Source organism: Ferrimonas marina (assembly GCF_900129905.1).
GTDB classification, from domain to species: Bacteria; Pseudomonadota; Gammaproteobacteria; order Enterobacterales; family Shewanellaceae; genus Ferrimonas; species Ferrimonas marina.
The window spans coordinates 177,771-202,480 of the sequence record NZ_FQXG01000003.1; the positions used below are offsets into that span (position 1 = coordinate 177,771).

General features: G+C 56.9%; 30 protein-coding genes. 6 read left to right on the plus strand and 24 right to left on the minus strand.

The annotated features are described in order from the left end of the window. Positions 1 to 223 precede the first annotated feature (223 nt). On the plus strand, positions 224 to 685 hold the full coding sequence (locus BUC04_RS07795; protein ID WP_067656258.1) for a hypothetical protein: 462 nt from the start codon (positions 224 to 226) through the stop codon (positions 683 to 685). A gap of 1,164 nt (positions 686 to 1,849) precedes the next feature. Then, complete coding sequence (locus BUC04_RS07805; RefSeq protein WP_073325750.1) at positions 1,850 to 3,604, plus strand: type II secretion system protein; 1,755 nt, start codon at positions 1,850 to 1,852, stop codon at positions 3,602 to 3,604. 28 nt (positions 3,605 to 3,632) lie between these two features. Here the strand turns inward: BUC04_RS07805 and BUC04_RS07810 are convergent, their stop codons facing one another. From BUC04_RS07810 to BUC04_RS07870, 13 genes are all read right to left on the minus strand, one after another. Continuing rightward, entirely contained in the window at positions 3,633 to 5,048 is a 1,416-nt protein-coding gene (locus tag BUC04_RS07810) for a GlyGly-CTERM sorting domain-containing protein (RefSeq protein WP_067656249.1), read from the minus strand. 136 nt (positions 5,049 to 5,184) lie between these two features. Continuing rightward, a complete protein-coding gene (locus BUC04_RS07815; protein WP_067656246.1) occupies positions 5,185 to 5,451 on the minus strand; it encodes a hypothetical protein in 267 nt (88 codons plus the stop codon). Positions 5,452 to 5,507: 56 nt separating this feature from the next. Next, positions 5,508 to 6,167, minus strand: a complete 660-nt coding sequence (locus BUC04_RS07820; RefSeq protein WP_067656243.1) for a hypothetical protein — start codon at positions 6,165 to 6,167, stop codon at positions 5,508 to 5,510. Beyond that, complete coding sequence (locus tag BUC04_RS07825) at positions 6,115 to 6,948, minus strand: hypothetical protein (protein WP_067656240.1); 834 nt, start codon at positions 6,946 to 6,948, stop codon at positions 6,115 to 6,117. The genes BUC04_RS07820 and BUC04_RS07825 overlap by 53 nt, the downstream gene beginning before the upstream one ends. A gap of 86 nt (positions 6,949 to 7,034) precedes the next feature. Beyond that, positions 7,035 to 7,691, minus strand: coding sequence for a hypothetical protein (locus tag BUC04_RS07830; protein WP_067656237.1), 657 nt, complete (start codon positions 7,689 to 7,691; stop codon positions 7,035 to 7,037). A 16-nt stretch (positions 7,692 to 7,707) separates the two neighbouring features. Next, positions 7,708 to 8,127 (minus strand): hypothetical protein, encoded by a 420-nt coding sequence (locus BUC04_RS07835; RefSeq protein WP_156479975.1) that lies wholly within the window; start codon positions 8,125 to 8,127, stop codon positions 7,708 to 7,710. Positions 8,128 to 8,227: 100 nt separating this feature from the next. Further along, complete coding sequence (locus tag BUC04_RS07840) at positions 8,228 to 8,734, minus strand: hypothetical protein (protein WP_067656231.1); 507 nt, start codon at positions 8,732 to 8,734, stop codon at positions 8,228 to 8,230. A gap of 11 nt (positions 8,735 to 8,745) precedes the next feature. Beyond that, the gene (locus tag BUC04_RS07845; RefSeq protein WP_067656228.1) at positions 8,746 to 9,141 is read right to left on the minus strand and encodes a hypothetical protein; all 396 of its coding nucleotides are present in this window, start codon (positions 9,139 to 9,141) and stop codon (positions 8,746 to 8,748) included. 140 nt (positions 9,142 to 9,281) lie between these two features. Next, positions 9,282 to 9,758 (minus strand): hypothetical protein, encoded by a 477-nt coding sequence (locus tag BUC04_RS07850; RefSeq protein ID WP_067656225.1) that lies wholly within the window; start codon positions 9,756 to 9,758, stop codon positions 9,282 to 9,284. Positions 9,759 to 9,817: 59 nt separating this feature from the next. Next, positions 9,818 to 10,537 (minus strand): zinc ribbon domain-containing protein, encoded by a 720-nt coding sequence (locus BUC04_RS07855; RefSeq protein ID WP_067656222.1) that lies wholly within the window; start codon positions 10,535 to 10,537, stop codon positions 9,818 to 9,820. Positions 10,538 to 10,559: 22 nt separating this feature from the next. After that, positions 10,560 to 11,177: a hypothetical protein gene (locus BUC04_RS07860; protein ID WP_067656219.1), complete on the minus strand. Its 618-nt coding sequence runs from the start codon at positions 11,175 to 11,177 to the stop codon at positions 10,560 to 10,562. Positions 11,178 to 11,188: 11 nt separating this feature from the next. Beyond that, positions 11,189 to 11,494: a hypothetical protein gene (locus BUC04_RS07865; RefSeq protein ID WP_143165595.1), complete on the minus strand. Its 306-nt coding sequence runs from the start codon at positions 11,492 to 11,494 to the stop codon at positions 11,189 to 11,191. A gap of 3 nt (positions 11,495 to 11,497) precedes the next feature. After that, positions 11,498 to 11,869, minus strand: a complete 372-nt coding sequence (locus tag BUC04_RS07870; protein ID WP_073325752.1) for a hypothetical protein — start codon at positions 11,867 to 11,869, stop codon at positions 11,498 to 11,500. A 167-nt stretch (positions 11,870 to 12,036) separates the two neighbouring features. Between BUC04_RS07870 and BUC04_RS07875 the strand changes: the two genes are divergently transcribed. Continuing rightward, complete coding sequence (locus BUC04_RS07875; protein ID WP_067656210.1) at positions 12,037 to 12,561, plus strand: GNAT family protein; 525 nt, start codon at positions 12,037 to 12,039, stop codon at positions 12,559 to 12,561. A 69-nt stretch (positions 12,562 to 12,630) separates the two neighbouring features. Here BUC04_RS07875 and BUC04_RS07880 read toward each other — a convergent pair whose 3' ends face one another. The 5 genes from BUC04_RS07880 to BUC04_RS07900 form a co-directional block, all read right to left on the minus strand. Next, positions 12,631 to 12,810 carry a hypothetical protein gene (locus BUC04_RS07880; protein WP_067656207.1) on the minus strand — a complete coding sequence of 60 codons (180 nt, stop codon included), beginning with the start codon at positions 12,808 to 12,810 and terminating at the stop codon, positions 12,631 to 12,633. Positions 12,811 to 12,864: 54 nt separating this feature from the next. Then, the gene (locus BUC04_RS07885) at positions 12,865 to 13,077 is read right to left on the minus strand and encodes a hypothetical protein (RefSeq protein WP_067656203.1); all 213 of its coding nucleotides are present in this window, start codon (positions 13,075 to 13,077) and stop codon (positions 12,865 to 12,867) included. Positions 13,078 to 13,141: 64 nt separating this feature from the next. Then, positions 13,142 to 13,726 (minus strand): hypothetical protein, encoded by a 585-nt coding sequence (locus tag BUC04_RS07890; protein ID WP_067656200.1) that lies wholly within the window; start codon positions 13,724 to 13,726, stop codon positions 13,142 to 13,144. 67 nt (positions 13,727 to 13,793) lie between these two features. Continuing rightward, entirely contained in the window at positions 13,794 to 14,105 is a 312-nt protein-coding gene (locus tag BUC04_RS07895) for a hypothetical protein (RefSeq protein WP_067656197.1), read from the minus strand. 52 nt (positions 14,106 to 14,157) lie between these two features. Beyond that, positions 14,158 to 14,628: a hypothetical protein gene (locus BUC04_RS07900; RefSeq protein WP_067656194.1), complete on the minus strand. Its 471-nt coding sequence runs from the start codon at positions 14,626 to 14,628 to the stop codon at positions 14,158 to 14,160. Positions 14,629 to 15,111: 483 nt separating this feature from the next. Here BUC04_RS07900 and BUC04_RS07905 point away from each other — a divergent pair, with 483 nt between their 5' ends. Beyond that, positions 15,112 to 15,321, plus strand: a complete 210-nt coding sequence (locus BUC04_RS07905) for a hypothetical protein (RefSeq protein WP_159437674.1) — start codon at positions 15,112 to 15,114, stop codon at positions 15,319 to 15,321. Here BUC04_RS07905 and BUC04_RS07910 read toward each other — a convergent pair. The 3 genes from BUC04_RS07910 to BUC04_RS07920 all read right to left on the minus strand — a co-directional run bounded on the left by BUC04_RS07910 (position 15,318) and on the right by BUC04_RS07920 (position 19,388). Beyond that, positions 15,318 to 16,337 (minus strand): nucleoid-associated protein, encoded by a 1,020-nt coding sequence (locus BUC04_RS07910; protein WP_067656188.1) that lies wholly within the window; start codon positions 16,335 to 16,337, stop codon positions 15,318 to 15,320. The genes BUC04_RS07905 and BUC04_RS07910 overlap by 4 nt on opposite strands. Positions 16,338 to 16,717: 380 nt before the next feature. Beyond that, complete coding sequence (locus BUC04_RS07915; RefSeq protein ID WP_067656185.1) at positions 16,718 to 17,716, minus strand: GSU2403 family nucleotidyltransferase fold protein; 999 nt, start codon at positions 17,714 to 17,716, stop codon at positions 16,718 to 16,720. 262 nt (positions 17,717 to 17,978) lie between these two features. Continuing rightward, positions 17,979 to 19,388 (minus strand): DNA cytosine methyltransferase, encoded by a 1,410-nt coding sequence (locus tag BUC04_RS07920; RefSeq protein ID WP_067656182.1) that lies wholly within the window; start codon positions 19,386 to 19,388, stop codon positions 17,979 to 17,981. Positions 19,389 to 19,628: 240 nt separating this feature from the next. On the opposite strand from BUC04_RS07920, the gene BUC04_RS07925 reads away from it, so the two are divergent. Beyond that, complete coding sequence (locus BUC04_RS07925) at positions 19,629 to 20,306, plus strand: hypothetical protein (RefSeq protein WP_067656179.1); 678 nt, start codon at positions 19,629 to 19,631, stop codon at positions 20,304 to 20,306. Positions 20,307 to 20,322: 16 nt separating this feature from the next. Next, positions 20,323 to 20,646: a hypothetical protein gene (locus BUC04_RS07930; RefSeq protein ID WP_067656177.1), complete on the plus strand. Its 324-nt coding sequence runs from the start codon at positions 20,323 to 20,325 to the stop codon at positions 20,644 to 20,646. 53 nt (positions 20,647 to 20,699) lie between these two features. On the opposite strand, the gene BUC04_RS07935 is transcribed toward BUC04_RS07930, so the two are convergent. The 3 genes from BUC04_RS07935 to BUC04_RS07945 form a co-directional block, all read right to left on the minus strand. After that, positions 20,700 to 21,272 carry a helix-turn-helix transcriptional regulator gene (locus BUC04_RS07935; protein WP_067656175.1) on the minus strand — a complete coding sequence of 191 codons (573 nt, stop codon included), beginning with the start codon at positions 21,270 to 21,272 and terminating at the stop codon, positions 20,700 to 20,702. A gap of 214 nt (positions 21,273 to 21,486) precedes the next feature. Then, a complete protein-coding gene (locus tag BUC04_RS07940; protein ID WP_082766558.1) occupies positions 21,487 to 22,494 on the minus strand; it encodes an asparaginase domain-containing protein in 1,008 nt (335 codons plus the stop codon). Between the two features lie 146 nt (positions 22,495 to 22,640). Continuing rightward, a complete protein-coding gene (locus BUC04_RS07945; protein ID WP_067656169.1) occupies positions 22,641 to 22,994 on the minus strand; it encodes a hypothetical protein in 354 nt (117 codons plus the stop codon). Between the last annotated feature and the right edge of the window lie 1,716 nt (positions 22,995 to 24,710).

A 24,710-nucleotide genomic window follows, 5' to 3' on the forward strand; every position in this document is an offset into this window, starting at 1 on the left:
GAGCGGGTGCGGTGACGGTGGCCTGGGGTGTTGGGGCTGGTGCCCATCTGGGCAAGCGGGTGCGGTGACGGAGGCCTAGGATGCTGGGCTGGTGCTGTCCTGGGCGAGCGGGTGCGGTGACGGTGACCTGGGATGGGTGCTTGATGTTACTGGCAACTCAGGTAAGGCTATGGGTGTGCCTTGCGCGGCTTCGGGCATGTATTTGGTTAGTGATGGTGGGGTTATGTTTGCAGATATCGTCTTCAATCTGAGGCGCTGGTTTCTCGGCATTCGGGCTCAGGATGAGTCTCTGATGCTGCCGGCTTTAATTGAGTTGGTTCGACTGGGTGAGGTGGTGGGGTTCTCTGCTGCCACCTTGTCGGTTATTCATGCGCTATCGGAGCGTCTTCAGGCCACTGGGTGCGATATTGGCCTGGCTCTGCCGGTCACGGGGCCAGGTGGCGAACAGAGCCCGGTTGAGCGGGTAAGCTTTGTGCTGGCACCGGGGCAGCGAATGCCGGCACTGAAGGATCCGGATGCTCGGTTTCTGGCTGAGTCCTTTGGCCCATGGCGCCGTGTGCAGGTGCAGTTGGGCGAGGCGGTATTGGTCGATTACGGTAGGGGCTTTCCTGCAGTGCATTCCAGGGTCTCCGGCCTGCTGTTTGAGGATGCTGGTGCTGATGGGGTCGTACTGATGCTTCATTAGTCAGTTTACGGTTGTGGTTGTAACACTCGTCGGGCAAACTGGCTTAGTTATTAATTATTTGGGTCGCCTTGAGGTTTGCTGTGGTGGCCAGAGTATGGAGCATGTGACGGCATGAAGGACGTTAGCGGTTTCGAAAGCCAGGTGTTAGACCTGCTGGGAGATGTGGCAGGCGCCGATCCTATGGATGTGCTGGAGACCATAGCCTGTTTGCGCTCCATCGAGGCCAGGCTGGTAGATCGCTTGCAGCAGGTGGAGTTGGAAGCTCAGAGGACCGTCGAGGTTGAGGCTGGATCTGATGGCGTATCGTCAGGCCCGGCTGTCTTTGTTGCCCTAGACGCTGATGGCAAGAGCTTGGGCGCTGAGCTTGCCTACACGCTCCCTTGGGCATCTTACCGCCTGCGCTCTGAGGCCGCTTACCGGGGCGAGTCCGTTGCCTCTATTGTTGCAGACAGCGATGCTCCACAGCCTGGGGGCGGTGACTGCCCAGATGATGCGGCCGGGGCCCTGGGTTCCCTTGCTGCGCTCGCTTCACTACAGTAATATACTATCGTATACCACTGCGTCGGTCAACACTTTTGTGCCGTTAAGTTGCTGGCCTGAGGCCGGGGCGGCTTACCCGCCTGGTTGCCCCCGCGCTGCGACGATAGGTTTCCCTGGTCTCTGGCCCAGGCGGCCTTGGCTTCGGGTCCCTGTGCCGGGCCCAGGGCGGCCCCCTTGGCCGGCTTTACGCCTCCCCCGTTGCGCCTCTGGGGGGTCAGGCATCGTGCCTCGTCAGGCTTGCCGTCGGTCCGTTGCCTTGGTCAGTATCATGTTCCCTCTCCAACTCCTCACCCTTAAATATACAATAATATATCAGCAGTCAGGATGCAAGCTTTTCTTGCGTTAAAGCATCGAATTCATTCACTTTTTTTGTGCTGTGCGCTAGGTTGTCCAGGCTTCTTCGACGCTGGTTCACTTTTCTTTTGCGGTTACTAAACCGTCTATGTGTACTATTTTTCATCGCTTTTTCCATTCTGTTAACTTCGTCACCTTAACGCCTGCCCTGGGTCTCGTCAACCTGGTGGTGGCGAGGGTGGTGTTGTGGTGATCGGTGTTATTTCGCAACACAGCGAGTGGGACCGTTTAAAATGGGGTGTGGAAACTACCGTTTAGGCCGGGGTTATTATGCGAAGGATAAGGTGGCAGCGTGGTTTTACGCTGCTGGAGATGATGTTGGTGTTTGCCCTGGCGTCCATTTGGGCTGTGGGAACGCTCAACGCAAAGCGGCTTGAAGAAGATCAGGCTCAGGCGCGGCGTGTCGGTTCTCATCTCTACCAGTACAGCCAATCGCTCAGGAAGTACCTGTCCAATGAGGGTACGGGCATTGCCGTGGGTACGCATACCTACTCAGGTATCGACTGGCTCAAGGCAGAGAGCTACATGGATGGTGGTGGTGCTACGGTCCAGTATCTGAGCCAGTACGTCCCTAATGAGGTGCGCTTTGGTGGCCTGCGCTGGGAGACGGAGATTGTTAAGGCAGGTACTTCATTCACCACCAGGGTGCTGCTTCATACTGTCTTGATGGACAAAGACGGGGCGCCTGGCACCGGCTTCGTAGTCAATGGCCGTAGTCGTGGTGATCTCGCCGGTTTGGCTGCCCTGGCCGCCAGCGGTGTCGATTTCATGGGGGGTATGGACTCATCTCACGGTGCTCTGACCGATGCCGCCATCGTTTACTGTATCCCTGGCATTGCCTATGACCCTACCCATATGTGCTCAGGCTCCGTTAACGGTGTCTCAGCCTCTGGCGCGGTGATTATGGAGATTGCCAGCGCCTCCTTCGATATCTGGTTGCGCACGGATGGCTCCAACACCATGAATTCAGACATCGTGTTCCAAACGGCTGCTGGGTTTAATCCGGCGATTAAGGGGCTGAGTGCGATCAATGATTTCGAGAGTGGGTTGCTCACGATTGGTAGTGCGGCAGATTCAAATCTGGTGATGATGGCTGATCAGGTTCAGGCAATGGCTGCTACCAGCGTAGGCATTTCAGCCCCGGATATTACCCTCACTGGCCAAACTACCCTGGCGGGTAACGTAGAGGCCCGGGGGAACATGGTGTTTACCACGCCCAACGCCACCCTGGCGGTAGACAATGTTGTTGCTGGTAGTGGTCAGTTTAACCTGATCTCCAGTAATGGTACGACTGGCAGGGTGGCTGATGCTTACCTGGGTTCGGTTGAGGCTAGCTTTGTCGATGCAGACAGGATCTACTCACCGGATGCTGAGTTTGATGACGTTACGATTAACGACAGCATGACCCTGGCCAATGACCTGGATGTGGGCCGTGATGCGACCGTGGGGCGGGATCTTGATGTGGGCCGTGATGTGCTGGTTTCGGGGGACGTGGATGCGTTCCGTGTTTACGCTGATGAGGTCATTGATGCATCTGGTGGCACGGTGTGGACTGGTGGTACTCAGTACCAGCGAAAGATTGACTGGGATGGTATTTCGGCGATTAACCGATTGCATGCTTGGACGTTAGAAGCTGGCGCGGTGAATGTGGATAGGCTCAGTTCTGCCAGTGGCAGTGGTATTGAGGTGTTGGAGAACATGTATGTTGGGGGTGGGTCTGCCACGTCAGCGTCATTAGCAGATCGGCTGAATTTGCATGATGGTCTGATCTGGAACATGGGGTTGACAGTAACAGACCGTGATCTTGAGTTTCCGACAAATGTGTGTCCCAACGGCCCTGGCACAAGGGATGCCTTCGCTATTCCGGTGGTGGCGCTACCAGAGACCTATTCTGTATTCCCATATTTGCAGAACAATTCATCCAATGTGCTACAAATTAGGCTTTACAGGCACAACGGGAGCGATTGGGTTCGGGACACGACCTCATTGCCTCAGTCGGTGGTATATGTAATGAAGTGTCGATAAAAAAGCAGGCCTTTCGGCCTGCTTTTGTTTATTGGCGGGTTCTGCGCAGTAGCAATAGAGCAAGGAGGCTGAGGAGTCCCATGGAGCCGCCGCTAGAACCTTTCTTTTCAGGGGCGGTGGGTTCTGTGGGCTTGTTCTCTTCGGTTTCTTCCTCTTCGTTGCCCTCGTTACCTTCGTTGGTATCTTCGCCATCAGTGCCCTCCTCAGTGGGAATTGCTTCGATGTTGATGGTGAGCATCCCGACTTCACCAACTGTGCCATTGTCAGAGCTGATTTCAACAAAGGCCGTCTGAGCGGTTTCTGCTGCTGTGACGCTTAATGTGAATACTGCCTCGGTTTGCCCCACCTTAAATGCAACTGAATTCGTAGCTGTAGTGACTCCAGCACCGCTCACGTTGATGTTTAGGGTTTCTTCGGTCTCACTGCCCTCGGTGCGCAGAACAACAACCTCAAAACCGGTCATATCATGCTCAATCTGAACCTGTGCCTCACCGAAGTTGAATACGCCACGAGCTTTGGGTTGCGCGTTGTATACGGTGTAGTCGTAAAGCTCATGCGACTGATTCGAGATCTTCCACTCGGAAAAATCTGCAGGCATGATCATTGTGCAAACGTCAGCGGGTTCTAGTGTATCTGGGCACGTGCCAGCACCAGTGAGGTTGAGGGGGATGGTCTCAAGACTCAGGTTCTGAATCTCGATAGCCGCGCCCGGGAGGGCCAGACCGGGGTAAGCGAGGCCGTCTACCTCAATGAGGAAGTATTCTTTAGTCACATCGCCGTAGAAGCTAACGCCTACAGGCTCGTTGCCGCCACCTACCATCAATCCGAAAATGCGTCCATCGTTACTGATGAGTGTCGATCCACTATCGCCGCCTGTTGTCCATCCTAGGGTGGGTGTGATGAAGGTGAGCCAAACGGGACTCTGTGTGCCCAGCTCGTTTTCTAGTAAGCCGTCAAAGCAGTCGGGGGCGGAAAAATCCGGGTCACAACCAGCAGCAAGCATGTTTTGGTAATTGCTCACGGTTCCTTCAAGCTTTGAAAGATGGCCTGGAGTTCCGCCGTAACCGAGGTACTTGAACTCGTGACCCGCTTCGGGAGGGGTGTCGTCGAACTTGATTGGGTTAAAGTCTTTTGCTCGCAGGGGATCGTGTTTGGCTACAGATGTGTAGCTGGATCGGCCTTCTGACCCGTTAACGACTTCGGTGTAGGGTGTGTCGAGGTTGAAGTAGTGCACCTCCTTGTCCCCATACAGCACTGTAGGCTCACCGCAGTGGTTGGCAGTGATGCTCACGTAGGGATTGAGCAGGGTCGCGGTGCAGTATTGCCCTTCGGCAGTCCACATCACGAAGTTAGAGCCTTCGCCCTCGGCGACCGGGCCACCGTCGGTAACGGCAAAGGCCTGTGCGGCAAAGAGGGTGGCTGCGAGAATCAGGGTCTTTTTCATTTCGGGCATCCTTGCTGATTACTGTATGAACAATAATATACCAATGTATATTGCAAAGTCCATAGTCAATTGCCGCTAATTTGCACAAATCTCTAGTGAATTCGTACACTTAAATCTGTCACAATCCGCCAGCAGCCTAGCCTGGGCTGGCGTCTTGGTGGTTTTCGCTGGCCCATAGCTGCCGTGCGATTCTTGAAACCTGTTCGCAAGTGATGGTGCCGCATACCATGCCGCCAGCAGTCACCAGGGCTTCAATCGTGGTGCACTGGCCGGTGGCCAGGGCAAGCACCAGCAGGCTCAGTACGGTGCCAGCAGCGGTAAAGCGGCTGTTCTGGTAGGTAGCCATGACCAGAAGTTGCGCCAGAGCACCGAGAGCCAGTCCTTTGATGATCAGTTCTTCCATGATCGCTGTTCCTTTGGTTGGGCCGGGCCGCTGTGGTGGCCACCCGGCGCTGAGGGTTATTCCAGGGGCAGGCGCACAACCAGTTCGCCGGTTTCCTTGTCGAGGGTGGCAGCTTCCAGGCCAGTGCGCAGCGTGTCAATCGAGCTGAATGACTGGTAACTGCCGGTGGTCTCTTTGCTCAGCTCATCAGCCAGTTCTTCCGGTACGTCATCGGGGCTGCCCCAATTGTCGTAGTCTGCCACCAGGTGGGCGGTTTCGGGTTGGTTCTTGTGGGCGCGAACCAGGCTATCAATGTCGTCTTTCAGCGAGGTTTCCAGCAGGACCGAAAGCCCATTCTCAGCAATCCCCATCGCTGTGATCAGCTTGCTCTGGGTCTTGGCCACTTTGAACTCCTGGGTGTCCATCTGAAACTGGCCAGCTTTGCCGTCAAAATCACACTCCATGCAGCGGCAGGAGCTGTCGTTGTCCCAATAGGTGTCAGTGGGGTGGCCGTCGCTACCATCGTCGCTCATCAGCACCTCGTATTGGGCGGTCACTACGAGCTTGAATGGGCCTGCGTGTCCACACTTAGGGCATTCCATGCCTTCAAGGCAATTTACGTTCTTGTTCATGTCGCTCTCCGTGTCCGCCAGCACCGGCCCGGTGCCGATGCTGGCCAGTGGCTTAATGGATGTTGGCGGCTGTGGGCTCTGCTTTGCCGCCAGTGGCGGATTCATAGGCTTCGTATTCCATTTGGTCAAAGTCCATGCTGCAGGTCTGGGCCAGCACTTTGGCCTGAATGAACAGGTCGTGCTGGCTATCGCCGACGTTTCCAAAGTCTAAGCCCTGTTCCTGGCGGTACTTGGTCCATGCCTCAGTGACGGTCTTGCCTCGCTTGGCGCCAGCATCGTTTTTACCGCTGTGGTACTCGGCGAGATACGCTTTGGTCACGTCGGTCAGGAATGAGGTCAGTGCCTCAGTGGGGCAGAGTGGCTTTACTTCGTAACTGAACTCTGTCGCAGCAACGCAGTGCTGTTTGACGATCTGCACCAGTTTTTTGAGGGTGGCGTTTTCTGCGTCGGCGCTCAGTTCCGGGAGAATGGGGCCGTCAAGGAAGATGACCGCCAGCACTTGGTAGCTGCCGGTCTCGGGGGTGTACTCTTTCGCGCTGTCGCTAGCGGCGTTATTGGCGCTCACGTTCTCGCCAACGCAGTGGGTGATGGGCTGACCACCGGTGTACTCGACATAGCGCTTCTCGGAGTGGGTGAACCCCAGGGTGATGGCGGTCTGTCGAGCTGTGTGGCTGAGCGAGCGGTCAAACCGACGACTGTAGCTGATCTGGGTGTGCTCAGGGCAAATCCAGAGCTCCAGGTGGGTGACAAAGCTGTCGTGGACGGTAACTTCCTCCACCTGGCACTTAAGCTCATTGGCCAGCACGGCCAGGGCGAACTTGTGGTCGCCTTGGGCGAAGGTGATGTGGTTCTTCCCGTGGGCAGACCCAGTGATGACGGTGTACATAGTGTGTCCTTTCACTTCAAACTCAACACCCTCAATATATACTTTCATATATCGAGGGGTCAAGTCTTTTCCACCCGCCAGCGCGTTTATTCCGTATTGAAGATCTGCACCAGAATCTCCTGCCCTGGTGCGCCAGCCGGGTATTGGGCGCGGCACGCTTCGATGATGGCCTGCCAGATGGGGGTGGGGAGGATGTCACTGGCATCGCCATCTCCGTTAAGGGAGCCGTCTACCTTGACGTACACATCGCTGCCCTCGTTTGGCTTGGGGCCGGGCGTATGGCAGCGTGCAAGGCCGTTGCCGGGGTTATTGAGGGCCGCTAAGAAGCCTTCGTTCTTGTACCACTTTGGCGCGTAAATCTGCACGAAGGGGGTCCGGGATGAGGTCACGTAGCTTGGCTTGTCTGCTGCCGTGGGGGCAGGGGTTTGGGCCTTGTCTTGCAGCTTGCGCAACCATTGGTCGTCGGCGGCGTCGTTCCAGGGGTTGGCCGGGTCAAAGTTGCCGATGTACTCGGGGGCTGCACTGGGGGTGGTGCAGATGAACTTGGCGCAGGGAATGCCGACATCCGTTTGCGGGTCATTGCGCAGCAGCACGCCGTTACTTGCCTCGAACTCTGCCAGTTGCTGGCCAACGAATTGGGTCGTGTTGTTCAGCATGGCCAGCAGGGCGCTTTTGCGGTCCTCTGGCATGGGTGACAGGGCTACAGCTGCCGCCAGCCGGGTGGGTGTTAGTGTCTTCGCCATGATCGTTCCTTGGTCTTTATGGTTGAGAGTTAAGTGCCTGAACCTCAGCGCACTCCTTGAGCCAGGCCTGTTCATCGCCGTCGTACAGGTCGTTGACGTAAAGCAGCCATCCCCGGTCGTCTTTGCTGGCCGGGTAGCGGTAGGGCAGGCCGTCGTCCAACTCCGCCAGTTCCTCGGGTGGGACTGCGCGGTAGCTGTCAATGCAGTCGGACCAAATGGCGAGGGTATCCGCTGGCCAGTCAAAGCCCTTGGGGTCCGTGCTAATGACAAAGCCGGTTCCTTTGGACGTTAACTCGTCGGGGTCGAATGTGCTGCTTAGCCACATGATCGGGGTCATTGGCCGGTCGGTGCGGAACCCGCTTGTGTCGATCTCCGCCTCGATGATGACGTTGCCGTACCGGCGAGCGACGTTGGGGCTAGCCGTAAAGAACATCATGGCCGGGTGGTCGGAGTGGCCGCCATCGGGCCGCCAGCCCCCGAAGTGTTCCTGTGTGCCGTGATAAACCTTCATGGTGTCCCTCGCCGGTACGTTGGGGCTAAGCTTGGGCCGGGTAAAGCATCTGGTGGTACAGGGCGTCTTGTTCTTCCCAGTCCATCAGTTCGTGGGCTTTCACCAGGTCTTGTACCGCCGCCAGCGGGTTCTTGCTTTTCAGTGCCTCCTGGATGGTGGCCAGGGGTACTGCCGTTTCAGACGAATCCAAAACCGGGTGGTGCTGGTTTTTGACCTGGATGCTGCCACCCACTACCTGCAGCCACTGGGTGTCGTTATAGGCTTCACCGTCGCCACTGGGGCCGCAATGCTTCTCAAAAGGCAGGTTCAGCGCCGCCAGCGTGCTCTCGATGCCTAACGCGCCGTACTTGATGCCTTCAAACTCGATCTCTACAGCTGCGCCGTCGTTGCTGGTCACGTTACCGCCGAAGGGGTAGGTCCGGTATTCCTGGTCGAGGTCGATATCGTTGCCTGCACTCTGTAGCGCTGCATTCAGTGCGGTGAGGCAGGTCTTGAGCAGGGTCAGGGTTACGTTGCAATCGTGATCGCTCATGGTCTGTGTCCTTACAGGTGGTTGATATGGGGGGTCAGGTAGCGCTCTACGTGGTTGGTGACAAAGGCCACCAACTCCGCTTCGGGGATGCAGTCGCGGAAGTCGCGGACCCGGTTGGTCTTGGGGTGGCTAGTAGAAATGAATCGGCTATGGCCGTTCACACTGTCACGCAGGCTGATATGACAGGTGGTGCCGCCCTCAACGATGCCGAAGATGACGTGGTGGGTGTCGCCAAAGAAGATGGCTTTGCTCAGCGACGGGGTGCCGGTGGAGCGCTCGTAGCGGCTCTGGGCTAGGATGCGGTCGGACAGGTCTTGAGCCTGGGCGGGTGCTACTGTCGCCGTGGCGATCAGGGCCAGTGCCAAGGTCTTGCTGGCTCGGGCCGCCAGCTTGGAAAGCATTTCCATTGCCTCACTCCATCAATCAACTCAACACCATCAGTATATAAAAGTATATTAAAAGGTTCAAGTTTTTGTTGGTGTGGAGTGTGTCTTGAGGCGAAAGCCATGATGCCCCTGGGGCATCATGGCTTTCTTGGCCTATGCGGTTAACCGTCAGGTTGCGTTACTTCTTGAACGAAGTCCGCGAAAGCGGCTCGGATGAGTGCTTTGTTGTTCTGCCCAAGGTATCGGGCCAGTTGGCCACATTGGCGTGCATAGTGGTGGATGGGTTCATCTTCTGGTTTGATCTCTGAAACCAGTGCCTCCATGGACTCTTTGAACCAACGGGCGCGATTTTGGTTCGACTTGCTTAGATCGTATTCAGTGCCTAACCCACTCTGGTGGTGGTAATAGTGGAACAGGTTGCACATAGCATCGCAAATAGTCTGGGCTACAGGTTCATTGGGTGAGTCTTCGATTTTACTGAGCGCCTGAAGCATGTGGGTCGTGGCTTGCAAGTCCTTCTGGACAGCGGCGGGGGTTGGGTCGTTTGAGGGACCAGAGTCTGGCTTTTGGGTGCAGAATAATTGCGTGATGGTTTCTGCGAAAGCGGTCATCTCTGGTGCTGCTTTGATGGTGATCATAGCTTTGGGTTCCTTGCTAGTTGGAAGGGTAGGGCAACTCAATGAGCCGCCCTGGTGGGTTACTTGATATTGGGAATGATGATCCGGTTCAGTTCCCAGCGGTGGCCGCAATCCAGACACTCCATTTCCAGGGTGGTGCGTTCATCGCCGTCATGGTCAGTGTCGGGGCTACCACACTCAGGACACTCCTTGTCGGTTTCAATGGTGATCGGGCTTTTGGTGTCCAGTGGCGTAAGCGCTGTTACGGCCTGTGCCGCTTCACCCAAGGCTGACAGCAAGTTAGTCGCTGCACCTGTGGCTCGGTTAGGTGAGCCGGTCATGGTGGCTTTTGTGGCCAGGTCGTTGGCTGTTTGGAGCAGTTCCGCCAGCACTTTAACAATCTCTCGGTGATTGGCATCGGCCAGCACGGTCATGGGCGAGCTTGGCTGGACAACGGCACCGCCAGGCTCTTGAGGTAATACGCACATCGCGGCCAGTTCGGTCGGGTCCAGGGCGCGATAGTCGAAGGTCAGGGCGATCTCCTGGTCCAGTCTCATCACAACGTACTGCAGGCGAAGCTGGTCCATGTTCGGGGCGCTGTGGTGCTCCATAATCTGGTTCCACATATGCAGGCGCTGGCCTTGGCTGGGAACGTCCGGGCTGTCGCTGTGCTCGTAGTGGATAAAGCCACACCAGGGACAGGCGTCGTAACGAAGCAGGGTTGTTGAGCCGGTGTTTTGCTTCACCAGCACCGGGTTGCTGCAGCAGGGGCATTGTGAGCCGTAGGATTCGGTATCCATGGTCTTTCTCCTGGGTAGGGGCTTAGCCGCGTGAAGTCACTTCGGCTTCATTGATGGTGATCCCGCTGACAGTGAGGGCGTTAGCCTCCTGCAATTTGGAGATCTCGGCCTGTAGGTTCTCGCAAAGGGAGTCGGGGCAAATCACGCCGCCGTCGCTCGATACTCGCAACGTCACTTCAAACACCAGCGGTTGGCTAACGAACTGATCAAACTGTTCACTGTTGTGCTGACGCAGGTGCTCAATCATCTTGACGTAGATGGGGCGTCCGGCCTTGGCCTTGGCCATGGCTTCTCGCGCCTGGCTGGCAGTGACGTTCAGCTTTACCAGTTCACCGTCTTCCCAGGCCACGACAATCCCTTCCTTCGCCAGAAATTCGCACTCTTCGTCTGTCAGGGGGCCGTTGAGGTGGGTGTCGAAGCCCTCTAGGGTGCCGCGTGTTCTGGTTCCATTTCTTGCGCAGTCCTGGCAAGCGGCGGGGCTGTTTCCGCTGTACTGGGGGTTTTCGCTGTCCACCGCGTTAACGGCTGGTGTCAGGGTAGCATGGTCGCCATTCTGCTCAATCAGCATCAGCTTGGTGGTTTCCACTGCGATCTTGGTTGAGCCGCACATGGGGCAGCGGTAACGGGGCAAAAGTGACATAGCGTGTTTCCTTACAGAAGTTGCTGCAGCTCTTTCAACCCTTTGACCAGGGCGAGGGCTGACACGAACATTTTAAAGATGGTCCAGATGGTCTGGGCATCCGCTTGGCGGGTTTCCGCCTTGGTTTTCTGGATCTGGCTGAGCAATTGCTGGTGCTGCACCCTTAGGTGTTCAAGCTCCTGCTCCGCCAGCACCGCTTGGGCGTTCTCCTTCCGCGCCTGGGCCAGTTTGAAGCGTGTGTGGGCCTCAAGCTCCCTGGCTCGGGCCAGCGCCACCGTATACAGCCAATGCAGCAGCGCCAGCTTCATTCGCTCCATTGCTTAACCCTGGGCCTGCTCTGGGGTCTTAACGCGATAGAGGAATTCAAAGGAATCGTTCGACATCTGGATATGCGCCCAATATTCATCGACGTTGTTCAGCTTCACAAACTCTTTGATCACCTTGTCGATAACGGCGGCGCTACGGCGGGTGCCTTTGAGCGACAGGTAGGTGCGACGGGTGCGCTCGTCCTTCTTCCAGGGGGTCAACACTTTCTGGCTGAACGTGATGTAGGTGCCAAACATGCGATCAATGCAGTTGCGTTGCTGGGGATCGCCGTTACGCGGCAGGAACTCATCGGCTTTCGGGATACGCTGGCCCTCGATGGGGTTAAAGCGATAGCGCAGCGTGGTTTTGCAGTGCTTGGTAAGCATGGTTTTCGCCTCCATTTCTCAACCCTTTAAATATACTAAAGTATATTAATCGGAGCAAGCAAAAACATGGCTTTGCGGGTGGTTTTTTGGGCCTTTTGCGGCTTGCCCGTGCCGCCAGCGCCAGGTGGTAAAATTAAAGGGTCGGTGATGAATTTGGAGTGTGGCTAGTGGATGCGAACAAGATAGCCCAGGAAAGGTATCTCAGGGTACTCAATGACCTGGCTGATCATGGCTTTTGGGACTTTAACCGCTTGCTTGACCTGCATTACAGGAATGAGGCAATCACGCGGGACAGGTTCCCAAGGTTCGAGTCCTGCGAGGGGGTGCAAAGGTTTGCCGTGGGTGTAGAGGCTGATGTAGTTGAGCTGGGCTTTAGCCAAGGCCAATTGTGGCTAAAATCCATTCGCCTTAATGAGCGGGAGGGTGAGGACCGCAAGGGGCGTGGGGTCGGTACCGAATTGCTTGAGACTCTTTGTGGTCTGTGTGATAAGCACCGGATCGAGATGAGTTTAACCGCTTCTCCTAAGCTGGGTAAGGGCTGGGGTGCGGAGGAATGTAAGCGCCTGGTCGGTTGGTACCAGCGCCATGGCTTTGTGGTGGATTTGGACTGGGAGCCGAATGATAGCAGTTATGAGGACGGCATTCCTATGCGCCGCCCGGTGCAGCGCCGGGAGCTTGAGTTAAGCCGCTAGGGTGCGTCGAGCCAAACAGAAAAAGCCTGGGGTGTCCCAGGCTTTTGCGTTCCGGTGCCTTGAGCGTGGTTAGTCCTGGGCGGTTGTGGCGGCGCTCTCGCAGTAATTACAGGTGAATTGGTCTGCTGCAATCTTGTCCGGGTTCTCGGCCACTTGACCGTTCTCGTCTACGGTTAGATTTACCGAGAATGACGGGCTTTCCGTGCCTTCGCAGTCACGGTTGGTGCATTGCAGTTTGCGTTTGCTCATAGCTGGGCTTCCTTGTCAGTCTGTGCCGGGTCGGGCTATGCCGGGCTTGGTGGGTTATTTGACTTCGTGCGTGTCAAAGCATTCGCAGCAAGCGAGCAGTTGCTTATCGGTGAGTCCTTCGATTCTCTTGATCAGTGCTGCTCTGAGCATGTCGCCAGTGACATCTGTCGCCTGCTGGTTCTCAGATTCGACTTCAAAACCGAAATCGAAAGCGTGGTTGTACTTGGCTGGAGTCTCTTGGGCCGGTGCGGGTGTTTGCTTGTTCATAGCCTGTCTTCCTTGTCTGTAAGCGCCGCGCCTGCCTGTGGCCCGGCAACGTGAGGGTAAGGGGTTATTCTGGTTCCATTCCCGCATAGTGGGAGTAGTCCGTAGAAGCTACCACCGCTGCTTTATCTTCATCCGTTGGTGGGGCGAGCCAGTCGATATCAATGCGCTCATCACCAAACCGGATCGTTGCCTGACCAGTTTCCGGATCGCCGATGGCGTAATAATCGCCGTCACTCCGAACCTGTTTGCCCTGCAGCATCACGCTCTGCCATGCGCCAGGCTGGGGCGCTGGCTGGGAGGTGCAGCTGTGGTCGAACATCTCTGCCAGAACTTGCTTGTGCTCCGGTTTCACCGGGGTATCCGCCAGCAATTGCTGCAGTTCCTCGGCGTGTTCTGGCAGGAATCGCACAACATCATCGATGGGGCAGGGGGCAGGCAACGGGTCCTGGTGAATGCAGATCCGGGTTTTGCTGGTGTCCCAGAACGAAAACGAAACCTTAAAGCGGCTCTTGGCAAGGGCAAGCAGGGCGACATGAATGGCCTTGGCCTCTGACGGGTCCACCAGGTACCGGGTCGGGTTTTCCGGGGTAAGCAGTCCTTGGTAGGTGGCCTTAATGTTGACTGCAATCTTGGCGGTGCGTGCTTCCATGGCGAATGGCTCCGTGTTCGCTAGAGTAGGGCCGGTGGACCGGCCCTGGGTTTGGTAGGGGTTTTCGCTAATGACACCGGACGCCAACTACCCTTACCTTAAAATCGATCTTCGCTTCGTCAAGCGCATACAAAACCGTTTCCGCAACCTCGTCAGCATCATCGAAGAACTGCATGTCACCGGCTTGTTCAGTTTCGCAGAGCAGGATGGCCTTGCCAGGGTCGCGCCAAAGCCCGACTGTCACCTGGGGGAATTTTTTCGTCTTCTCTACAGCGGCCTTGATGCTTTGGCAGAGGCCAGTCGGGGATTGTTCGCCCTGTTGGGCGGTGTAGCCCATGGCGGCCAGTTGCTCGTCTGAGATACGCAGTGTGATTCGCATAATCCGTCCTTGGTTTGGTGGGGGGTAGGGCCGGTGTCCCGGCCCTTTGGGTTTACTGGGTGAGGGTTTCCAGGTGGCTGCGCAAGATCCCGTCCCAGCCCTGGGCCACCAGGTAGCGGATCTGGTGGTGGTGGTTGCCCATCCCGTTGGCATCGTAGGTGGCTTTATCCATGATCCCGGCCAGCGCTTCCTTAGCCTGTTCGGAATTGCCTGCCGCTTCTGCCTGATTCCAGAGGGCAAACAGCTCATCTTCCAGGTAATCACGGACTCGGTTTTGGTAAAAGCGGGAAACGTGCTTTGCGACAACCTCAAAACCTTCCGTCAGGTACATCATGGTAGAGCAGGTGCCGAACTTGAACTGGATGATGGCGGTACCCTCAGGGGCATTGCCCATCTGTGCCTCAAGGCATTCGCCGCAGGCTTTGATGTTCAGCATCTTGTCCAGCATGGGCCGGTAACTCACGCAGCCAATGAGTGCTTTGTCCTTGTCAAAAAACAGCACTGCAATAACGGGGGTATCCATGTCTCTCACTCCTTGTCTCAACTCAACAACCCCAGTATATCAAAATATACCTTGAGCACAATAAATATATACCATAGCGCTTAGACCAAAAGGCGATAATACGGCACTTTCAAGCATACTTTAATATACATAAATATATTGATGCGGCAGGCATTGATTGGTAATATAGGGATACTGGTTGAGAAAGTGGAGTGACGCTTATGAAGGCATAGAGATTGGATCAGGAAAGTTGACCCCTGGCGGTAAACTGGGCCGGTGTTGACCGGTCCCGGTAAACCTGGGGAGGTGGCTGGACAGTTTGTGGCCTGGCGCACGCCTGAGGGTGGCATTCAAAGCCGGATTGGGCCAACATGGGCCGCAATTACGGTAGCCAGCCTGTTGGGACGCACAATGAAGTTCACCTCAAAGTCTTTTCCTGATCATCCTTTGTATTTTCGCTGCGTGGCCTGTGGCCGGATGGGCAAATACGAGGAAACCAACGTGATGTCGCAGTCAGTGCAGATGGGCCGGGCCAGTGGGCAGATCAATGCCGTGTACTGTCGTGACTCGGTACCCTGCGAGGCCGGGGCGAAGGAGTACCTGCGGGAGCAGGTGGCTAGCGTGCGTGAGTCCTGGGGTGAAGCCGAGGTGGTCTGGCCGAAGTCGTGCCAGGTGGCCCAGACTGCGGTGCCTGGGCCAAAGCACGAGGGTTAGGCGTTGGTACCGTTGCTGGCCAAGCGCTGCAGCTGATCGAGCAAGTTCGGCGGCACGCCCTGGATGGTCAGGGTGTCCCGTAGCGGGTCCCAGCGCACACGCTCTCCCAGGTGCTTGGCATCAAAGCTCAAGGTAACGCCGCCGCCACTGCCCTTGAAGGTGCGCAATTCATTCAAGGTGGCCTTGTCGCCCGGGAAGCCACCGTCGAGGGTATCATCATGCCCTTTAGCGAAGCTGATGAAGCCATCGAGGCCCCGATCCGCCAGCTCATCGCCAATCCCTTCTAGGGTGATGTCGTCACCAATCTTGATCTGCTGACTGCAGTAATCCAGCACCGCCCTGCGGCTTTCCTGTTTCTCGTCCCGGTCCAGACCCTGTGTGCTTAGGTACTCGTTGACGCTGCTCACCAGCTGCTTGGAGCTGGCTTTGGCGTCGATGGCCGGTACCGCACCAATGAAGTCCTGGAAGAAGTGGGTGGCCTTGAGCCCGGTACGGCCTTTCAGGAACAGGGTGTATTTATTTGAGCCGGGATTGGCCCGGTATTCGTTTAGGTTGATAGTGCAGGCGATCTGGATGTTGCTCAGGTCCAGCGACTCTGTGTCCATCACGTCCAATTCCTGGTTGACGCTCAAGGTGGCCTTGGGGCTGAGAATGGCGATCAGCAGGTACTCGGTGGTCATCATGGTGAAGTGGCTGACCAGCAGGTAGCCGCCCCGCACCAGGTCATACTTGGCCAGCTCTAAGCTCGCACGTTTGCCAACATCAAAGCTCATCTCTAGGAACTGCACATCGTCCGCCAGCCACGCCTGAAACGTCTGCAGGAAGGGATTTACGTCTTCCTCGGCGGTCAGCATGCCGTAGGCCTTACGGGGCTTGCTGTGAAGGATTTGGGCCACCTGGAGGCACAACGCCTCGGTGGTATCGTCCTTGGGCAGGGTTTGGGTTTTGAGCCTGCAAGTGATCTGGCCGTCCGGTTCTTGGTTCAGTGTGTGGATCACGGCGTTATGGGTTTTCATCGCTACATCAGTCCTTTGAAGGGGATCAACGGGGTCATCCTAACCCACGGGTAAAACTTGGCAATAGGGAGCCGCTGGCGGTGTTTCCGGGGGGTATTTGGGGTTATCGCTGCTGGCGGTGTGGAAGGGCCTTGATGCAGCTCTGCTGTTCACGTGGCGGAGGCCAGGCACAAAAAAGCCCGGGGTTAGCCGGGCTTCTCTGTCTTTCGTGTGTCTACCGGTGGGGGCTAATGCCCGCGTTTCCGGTAGCTCGCAGTTTGGGAGTATAGGGCCGCCATGGCGTGCGTCAATCCTGTTCAGTCTCCAGGGAGCCTATGTTCTGGCTTTGGCAAAGTGCTGGGCTGGCGGGGACGGCATAGCTCGAGGTGTTACGGGGGTGGTTAGAGGTCCAGCTCATCAAGCTGTTGTGACTGTGCTGCTGGGAAGGCTTTGCGTATGGCCCGGCCACCGGGTAGGTCTGGCATCTGTTCCGCCAGCAGGTTGGCCATTGCGCTCGCTTGTGCTTTGTCACGGATCTTCTTCTCTGGGCTTCTGTCTGGTTGCTTGCTCACATAGAGCTTGTGTAGGACGAACGCGCGGGGGTCGATCGTGTGCATGGTCACGGGCATGCCGCGCCCGTCAAATGCAGTGGCTGTAAACCGTGGCGAGGCGATCACCCATTTTAGTGTTGCGCTTCGTACAGGGATCAGGTCATCAGAGTCGAGTTGGCGCTCAAACTCGGTGGGTAGCATCTCATTGACCTGTCCCTGAGTGACAAAGTCCACTTGATAGCCGCTGTCCGCTGAGGCGGAGAACTCATATCGTCCGCTCGTTCGTTTTACAAAAGTCTTATCGGCTTGCTGCAAGATGTTCAGGAGTCGATTTTGAGGGGCCTTGGAGATCACCTGCAGTGATTGCCTGGCATCAAAGAGCACGTCCAGATCGCCTGTGGCTAGCAGGGGTCCATCCATTAGGGCGCCAGCGCGGGACTCGTAGGCGTAAAGTGCGTTGGTGCCAATCACGCGATATGGGATGTCGTGCTTCTGTAGCGCCCTTAAAACCCTCGCTGCAGTAACAGGGAGGCGGTTGAGCCCGTTGGCGCGAACATAGGCGGCATGTGTTTTCAGGGTGTCCTCAAGTGATTCTTTGCGGCTGTCCCAATTGGCCTTACCTTCCTCAAACTGCTCTTTAAGTGCCTCGGTCTTCGCGCTCCTTCGGCCAAGGGATTTTGCGACCCTGCCAGAAACCGCCCGGTACAGGTACTCATGACCGCCGGACTTACGCCAGTGCATCGACCCAGCCACGGATGGCTTTCTCAATAGGTGGGCCTGGTACTGCTCAAAAAGCTGCAGGGCATCTACACGGGTTTTCGCCTGCTCTTCGTTTAATGGCAAATACACAATAAGCTCCTGTTTCTTTTGAGTTTATACACATTTTGGACAGAACTTTGGGCATTCGTGTATAAACGTTGTATTTTCAGTTGCTTATATCAGATTAGCACAACTTACAAAGTGTGGGTGATCCTTATGCCTCGGGGCGGGGGTTTGTAGGTGCGGAGCACGATCGGTGGATCTTGAGAATACGGTGATCCGTTTGCTGAATGGTGCAGCTGGCGGTGGGTTGGTGTAAAGGCCCCGGACCTGTGAGGCCCGGGGCGGGGGCTTAGGCTGCCGCTGCGGTGAGGGCGCGGGGGGTGGTCAAGGCGGCCTGCGCGGCTTCAATGTGGCGTTTCAGCGCTGCCACAATGCGGCCATGCATGGGAACGTCGATGCTTTGGCCAATGACCTCAGTAGCGGTCTCGTTGGTGAGCATCTCGGTGGTGAAGCTGGCGGGGATGCCCTGGAGCAGGCGCAGGATCTCCATGCTCGGCTTGTAGATGCGGTTGTCAGCGGTCTGGATGTAGACCGAATCCTTGGTGCCGCGATCCTGGCTCTTGGTCAGGGTGGGGGAGGTGGCGTCACCTTCCGCGATGACACGCAGGCGCGGGGTGCCGATGGCCTTCTGTACGGAGCTGTTCTCGGTCACGTCCTTGCACTGGTGCAGGCGGGGGGCCACCACGTCATTCCAAGCGTGCAGGGCGGAGGTGGCTTGCTCGGGCCAGTGGAACGGGGCCGCCAGCTTGGTGGCCACCAGATACCAGCGCTTGCGGGTAGTCAGGCCGGCTTGCTCCTTGCCAAGGCAAACATTCTGGTAGACGGTGTAACCCATGCGGCGCAGCTGGGTAGCGAAGGCAATGCCCAGCGGGCTGGAGCCGAAGCCTTCGACGTTCTCCACCATCAGGGTGGGGGCATCGATGTTGCGGATCAGGTCGATGGCCGGGAACACCATGTCCATGGTGGTGGCCAGCTCGTTAACGGCACGCTCACGCTCCTTCTTGCTCTTGAGCGGAGAGAAGTCATCGCACTGCAGGGACAGGTGCAGGTGGGCGATGTTCTCGCTGACCAGCTCAGCAATGCGCTGCATGTCGGCGTGGTAGATGTCCTCGTTGAACAGGTACTTGAGGTTGGAGGCGTTGGCCAGGGCGGACATGGCGCCGGTCTCGGTCTTGTCAACGCTGTCGCGCGCTTCCTGGGGGCGGTACTCCAGCACGGCACTGACCTCAAAGCCGTGTTGCTCCAGGCAGGCAACGTCCACGCCACCGGTGCAGGCCACGAAGGTGTTGAGGTTGGCGGGGGTGGCGGCTTCGCGCTCCACCGGCTCAATCAGTACCTCATTGCGGCGGAAGGTCACGCGAACGTGTGTGGCGTTGAGCAGCGCTTCTTGCAACAGGGCCTGCTTGCGGATGTCGAACAGCGCTTCGTGCACGATGCCCTTGGCGCGGGTGTAGTCGCGCTGGTGCACCAGCTTGGCACCGGGCTGGTCGGCGCTGCAGCTGACAATGCGCATGCCTTTGCCGGTACCCAGAGAGCCAACCTGGACGTGGGTGCCGGGCAGCATGCCGGTCATCAGGATGAGGTTGGTGCTGATCACCAGCTTACGCTTGGTCGGATCATCCTTGCGGATGCGCTGGACCTTGAGCGTTTTGGTGGCTACTTCCAGACCTTTTTCAATCTTGTTGCGAACCCAATCCATGGTGTTTCCCCTTATCAAATCAACACCCTCAATATACCAAAGTATATTTAAGATTGCCACTTTTAACGCCTTGATATTGAGAGAAAAATGCACTTTTTTCAATGCCACTTTGCCGGGTGGGCAGGGGATCGCCAGGGATCGGTTTGGGGCTGGTTCGATCCGCCAGCTGATCCTTTGGTCGAAGGGGTATTGTCGTTTTTCCGCTGACTGTGGTTACTATGGGTGTAGAGGGAGATATTTATGCGTGTTGATGATGCGAAGGTGCTGTTGTCGCGCCTTCTGTTTAACCCTGAGAAATGGGATGCCGGCACGGTACGGCGGCTCTACCCGGACCTGGTGGAGCAAACCCAGGCGGTGGTGGGCGAAGTAGAGACGGTGTACCGGGTACTCTGCCTGCGGGATGTGACTGAGGCCATCGAGCCCCATAAAGCGTCGTCCTGCTCCCGTTCTCTGGCGTCGTGCATCGACATTGCCGACCAGATGCCTTCAGTGGTGTTCGCCGGCGGGGCCATGGCTCGTCTTGATCGGCACTTTTTGGCTTTTCGCGTTTCTGGTGATCGGGTATTGCTGGACGTAGAGCAGGTGGTGTTGCCGGCGCTGGCGGACAAGCTCAAGAACGTCACCAATCACCGTATCGTCGGTAAAGGCCGTGAGCTGGTCCGGGTTGGCGATGCACTGCAGCTGATTGAGCAGGCCGGTGAGCAAGAGTTGGTGGTGGATCTGGAGGGCATCCGGCCACGGTGCCGGGCCAAGGTGGTCCCCAGCGTAGAGGGTAAGCGGATGCTGGCGGCGGCCAGTGCCGAGCTGCTTGGGCAGCACGATAAGTTTGTCGGGCCGGAGGAGGCAAAGCAGGCGAAGACCTGGCTGCGTCGGTTTGATGTGGGAGAGAGTAGCCGCGCAGAGCCGGCGTTAGCGTAACAGGAGGCCTAGGGCCATGAAGAAGACTTGGGAATTCGCAGTGACGGGTAGTTCCTCCGAGGTGGTGACGGTGACCAATCACTGGTTGTTTGGGGCACGACTTTACGTTGGTGGGAAAAAGTTCGCCAGTAACTTCAATTTTGTCGATCTTGGCGGCAGTGTGAGCATGTACGCCCCTCTGCGGGATGGTTCCGCGCTGGAGGTCACTATGCAATCGGGCTTGTTCAGTGTTGAGGTGAGCGCAAATCGTATCCACGCTGAGTGGGGTGATTTGGTCCGGCAAGAGGTGTTCAACTCCCGTTGGCGCGACGGCCGACAGGTAAAGCCCAGCAAGCCGTAGGGTGTTGCCGGGGCAGTCTGGTAGGCCGCCAGCCGGCAGTGACCAGGTTCCTGCTAAACGGTGGCTTCGGCCGCCGTTTCTGTTTTCTGGCTGGGTGTGCCTTCCTGTGTGTTGTACAGGAAGCTATAGGGGTCCTCGCTGACCGGCACATTGCCGTACTTCTGTGCCCAGTCTTTGGGGTAGCCGGTGGCTTCAAAAAAGTGCTTGTCGTCAAAGCGGGCAAACAGCTCACGCAAGGCTTCTTCAAACTCGGTCCTGTTTTCGCACTGCCAGGCCTTGGACTTGCGGCGCAGGGTCTGTCGCGTCGTGCCTTCGGCACACCCAAGCCTTCGGCTGATATCGGCACTGGACATTCCGGTTACGGTCAGCAGGCAGATGGCCGTTTGCAGTGGGGTCAGCTCGTTGATGCGCTGGTAGTGCTCGGGGTTGATCATGTGGGCTGACTGGCTGAGCTTTCTGAGGTAGGCATTCATCTGGGCAAACTGACGCTGGAGTTTGGCGTATTCCTTTTTCAGCTGGGCGTGTTCTGCCTCCACCTTATCAACGCGAAGTTCAAGCGCCGCGTGCTTTTGTTCCAGGTTGGTCATCTTCTGGTGCGGGTCGACTGGTGCTTCACTACTGCTCATCTGCTCAATCCATCTCAAAGCCTCAATGCGTGACAATAGGATGCGAAATATGTCACGGCTAATCATGATCTTAGTCATAGTGTTGAGTTTGGGTGGGGGCGGTAGCGGTGACGCTTGTATCGGTATTGGGATACAGAATGCGCCGGGGTGTATCTGATTTGGGATACACCACGGCGCTGCGTCGTCAGGATGGGGTCGATCGGGGGAGGATTGGCTACAGGCCCCAAAGTAGCGGAGTTGGGAGGTGGTAGCCGGTGATCGGCGGTTCGTTGGTGGGCTTAGCGTTGAGTGCCAGCCAAAGCCGGATGCGGGCCTGCTGCGGGGTGAGGCCTTCGTATCCCTGGAGTGTCAGGCCGTGCTGTTCGTACTTGCGCTGACTGCCCGGGTAGTAATGGGTGTCGTAGTTGTCACCGGTGAGGCAGCGGGTGGTGATCACCACAGGCTTACGGGTTTCCTGTCTCCAGTCCGCCAGCGCCCTGAGCATGTCGGCGGGAAGGGTGCCGGTACCCATGCCAGCGACAACCAGGCCGTCACAGTCGGTGAAGTGTGCGGGGTTGAACCGGGCACCGATGCTGCCGGTCAGGATCGGGATCTGGTGATCTTCTGGGGTGAGCTGGATCGGCAAGGATCTGTGGCAGGGCAGGTTACCGTGCGGGAACTGGGGTCTGCCGGCTCTGATGTATCCAACCGGCCCTGCAGGCGACACGAAGGCGCTGAGGCGCTGTGAGTCGGCTTTGCGCAGCTGGCGGCCGAGGTGGATCTCTTCGTTCATCACCACCAGGGCGCCGGTGTGTTTCGCTATCGGGTGGCTGGCCACCAGAACGGCGTCGTGAAAGTTTCGCAGGCCGTCGTAACCCGGATCGGATTGTGGGCGCATGGCGCCGGTGATGATCAGTGGCTTGCCCAGTTCCATTGTGCTGTCCAGAAAGAACGCGACCTCCTCCATGGAATCGGTACCCATTAGCAGGATCACGGCATCAAAGTCCCGCTGCCAGCGCTCTATGGTGGCTTTGAGGTCCGCCAGCTGCAGCAGTGTCATGTCTGAGGCGGGCTGTTTGCCCAGCACGGAAACCTGGATCTCGTGGGATAGGTGTTCTGCCGCCAGCTTAAAGGCGGTGTGGTCTTCGTTGATAGAGCGGCCTGCTTGGCCGGCCACCTGGTGGATGGTGCCGGCGATGGAAATGACGTTGATGCGCATTGCGGGGTCCACGGTCTTTTTCATTAGGGTACCGCGGCGTGCTGAAAACCTTGATAGCGGGCTGCTAACTAGGAGCTAGGCGCTAACTGTGCATAAAACTGCGCAAAATTGAAAAATCCTCGGGGATATATCCGGCATTTTATTCATGAAGTGCATACCCGCTGCATATCTTACCGCAGTGCCTCTTGAGCGGCGGTCTGCTCCTGCTGCCTTACCGATCGCATGGCTGCCAGCGCTTTGTTCAGTCGGTGCACGTCGTCATCCACCAGCACCTGGAACTCCATAAACATGGGCCAGCCATCGACCCCTGCGGGTGAGGTCCGGTGCTTGCGCTTATCACCCAGGAACACGATGCTTTTGCCGTCTTTGGGCTGGGGCGGGTTGTCATCGAACATCAGGGGCATGAACACCAGGGGCAGCAGACTGGTACCGCTGTGCTCAATCACCATATCGCTGGTGATGATGTGCCCGTCTAACAGGCCAGTGGCCAGGTCGATGATGGTTTCGTTGCTGATCGCACTCATGGTGGTTCCTGGTGGTGTAAGGCTGGCGGACACCAGCTCTGCCTGCATTGACTATAATCAGTGACGTTGGGTCTATCAACGCCATTGCTTGATGCTGCTAGACCGCTTTGTTTTCCAGTACCAAAAAGGCAACCAACCCTGCTACCTCTTGGGCTTAATAGAGATAATGAGGATCTCTTGGGGTTTATGGGTGAATGGGCAGATCAGGGTGTATTGTGGGATCTGGGTGATCGGCGGATCTGAGGGATCGGACGGATCTGGGGTTTTGCCTAAAGCCACTTGTGATAGGCCTTAGCACCCATCAACTCTGTTCTTCTCTCTGTCTAACTCTGTTATTCGATCCGTGAAGTTCGGTTTTGCGATCCCTGCGCCACGGTTGAACGATCCCTGCGATCCCTTTGTTCGATCCCTGGATTAAGGTTACTGGCACTGTCCTTTTGTGTTCGTGGCTCCGTGCAATGAGGTTACTGTATCTGTCGTAAGTGGTTAATAACCCTGTCAAAGTCAGCTCATGTATCCCTTTAACTGCGTTTATCTCCCTGTCCAACTGTGTTTATCTCTCTGTCCAAAAGCCCTCAACTAACACCTTAAGCACAGCTTGTGCACAGGTTAAGAACAGCTTATCCCCAAGGGGTGGTTTGTGGGTTTGGGTGCTTGCTTGGGCTCGGGTGGGGCGATATTGAGCCTAACTCCATGATAGCAAATAATAATTTGGTTGTGCTATCGGTGCTGAGTGGATTTCTGGTGGGGGTCGGCACGGTTTGCATGGTGGCGGGTGGTTAGCATGCGTCCCTGGTGCAGCTGTTGTCGTCGGCCAGGATCTATGCACTCAACTGTGTTGTTCGATCCGTCCCTAGGGCCGCAACTCTGTTGATCTCCCGGTACCTGCCGGGCCAACTGTGTTGTTCTCTCTGTGCCTCTCCCGTCCGGAATACCGGCTCCCCCGCGAACTCTGTTTATCAATCCGTTCTGGGGTTCGGGCGGCAATGGATTGGGGGGGCAATCGCCCAACTCTGTTTATCGATCCGTGCTCAGAGGCGTCTGGGGGCTGAGATTGAGGGTCCTAACCGGCGAACTGTGTTTATCGATCCGTGCTCAGGCGCTCATGCCCGGGGGTTTGGGGCTTGTTGACCGGCTAACTCTGTTTATCGATCCCTATGCAGGCCCGTATGAGGACCGGGTTGAGGCGCCTAACCGGTGAACTCTGTTTATCGATCCGTCTGGTGGTGCTGGCTGACGGGTCCTGGGGGCTTGGGTAACCGGCGAACTGTGTTGTTCGATCCGTGGCTGTTGGTCCGTTTTGGGGCTGTCCCCGGGGCGTTGTGGGGCTAACTCTGTTTATCGATCCGTGCCATGGCTTGGCTACAGGGGCCTGTTTCTGCTGTTTGGGTGCCCCGATGGTGGGTGATTGTGCTGGGGTGGGTTGGTTTGTGGTCGATTATCGGGCTTGTGCGCCCAACTCTGTTCATCGATCCCTGTCTGGTTGGGGTAGGTGTTGCTGAGCGGCCGGGGCGATCTGCAGGGGTGAGCACCAGGTCTGAGGGGCTAACTCTGTTTATCGATCCGTGTTTGCGTAGCGTTTTGCCAGGGTAAGCGGGGCTGTAGCGGGGATGCTCCGTGGTTGCAGCGCGAACTCTGTTTATCGATCCCTGGAGGGCTGATTTGCCGGACCCGATCCAGATAGCAGCAGTAATGATGGGTATTTGCGCTGATATT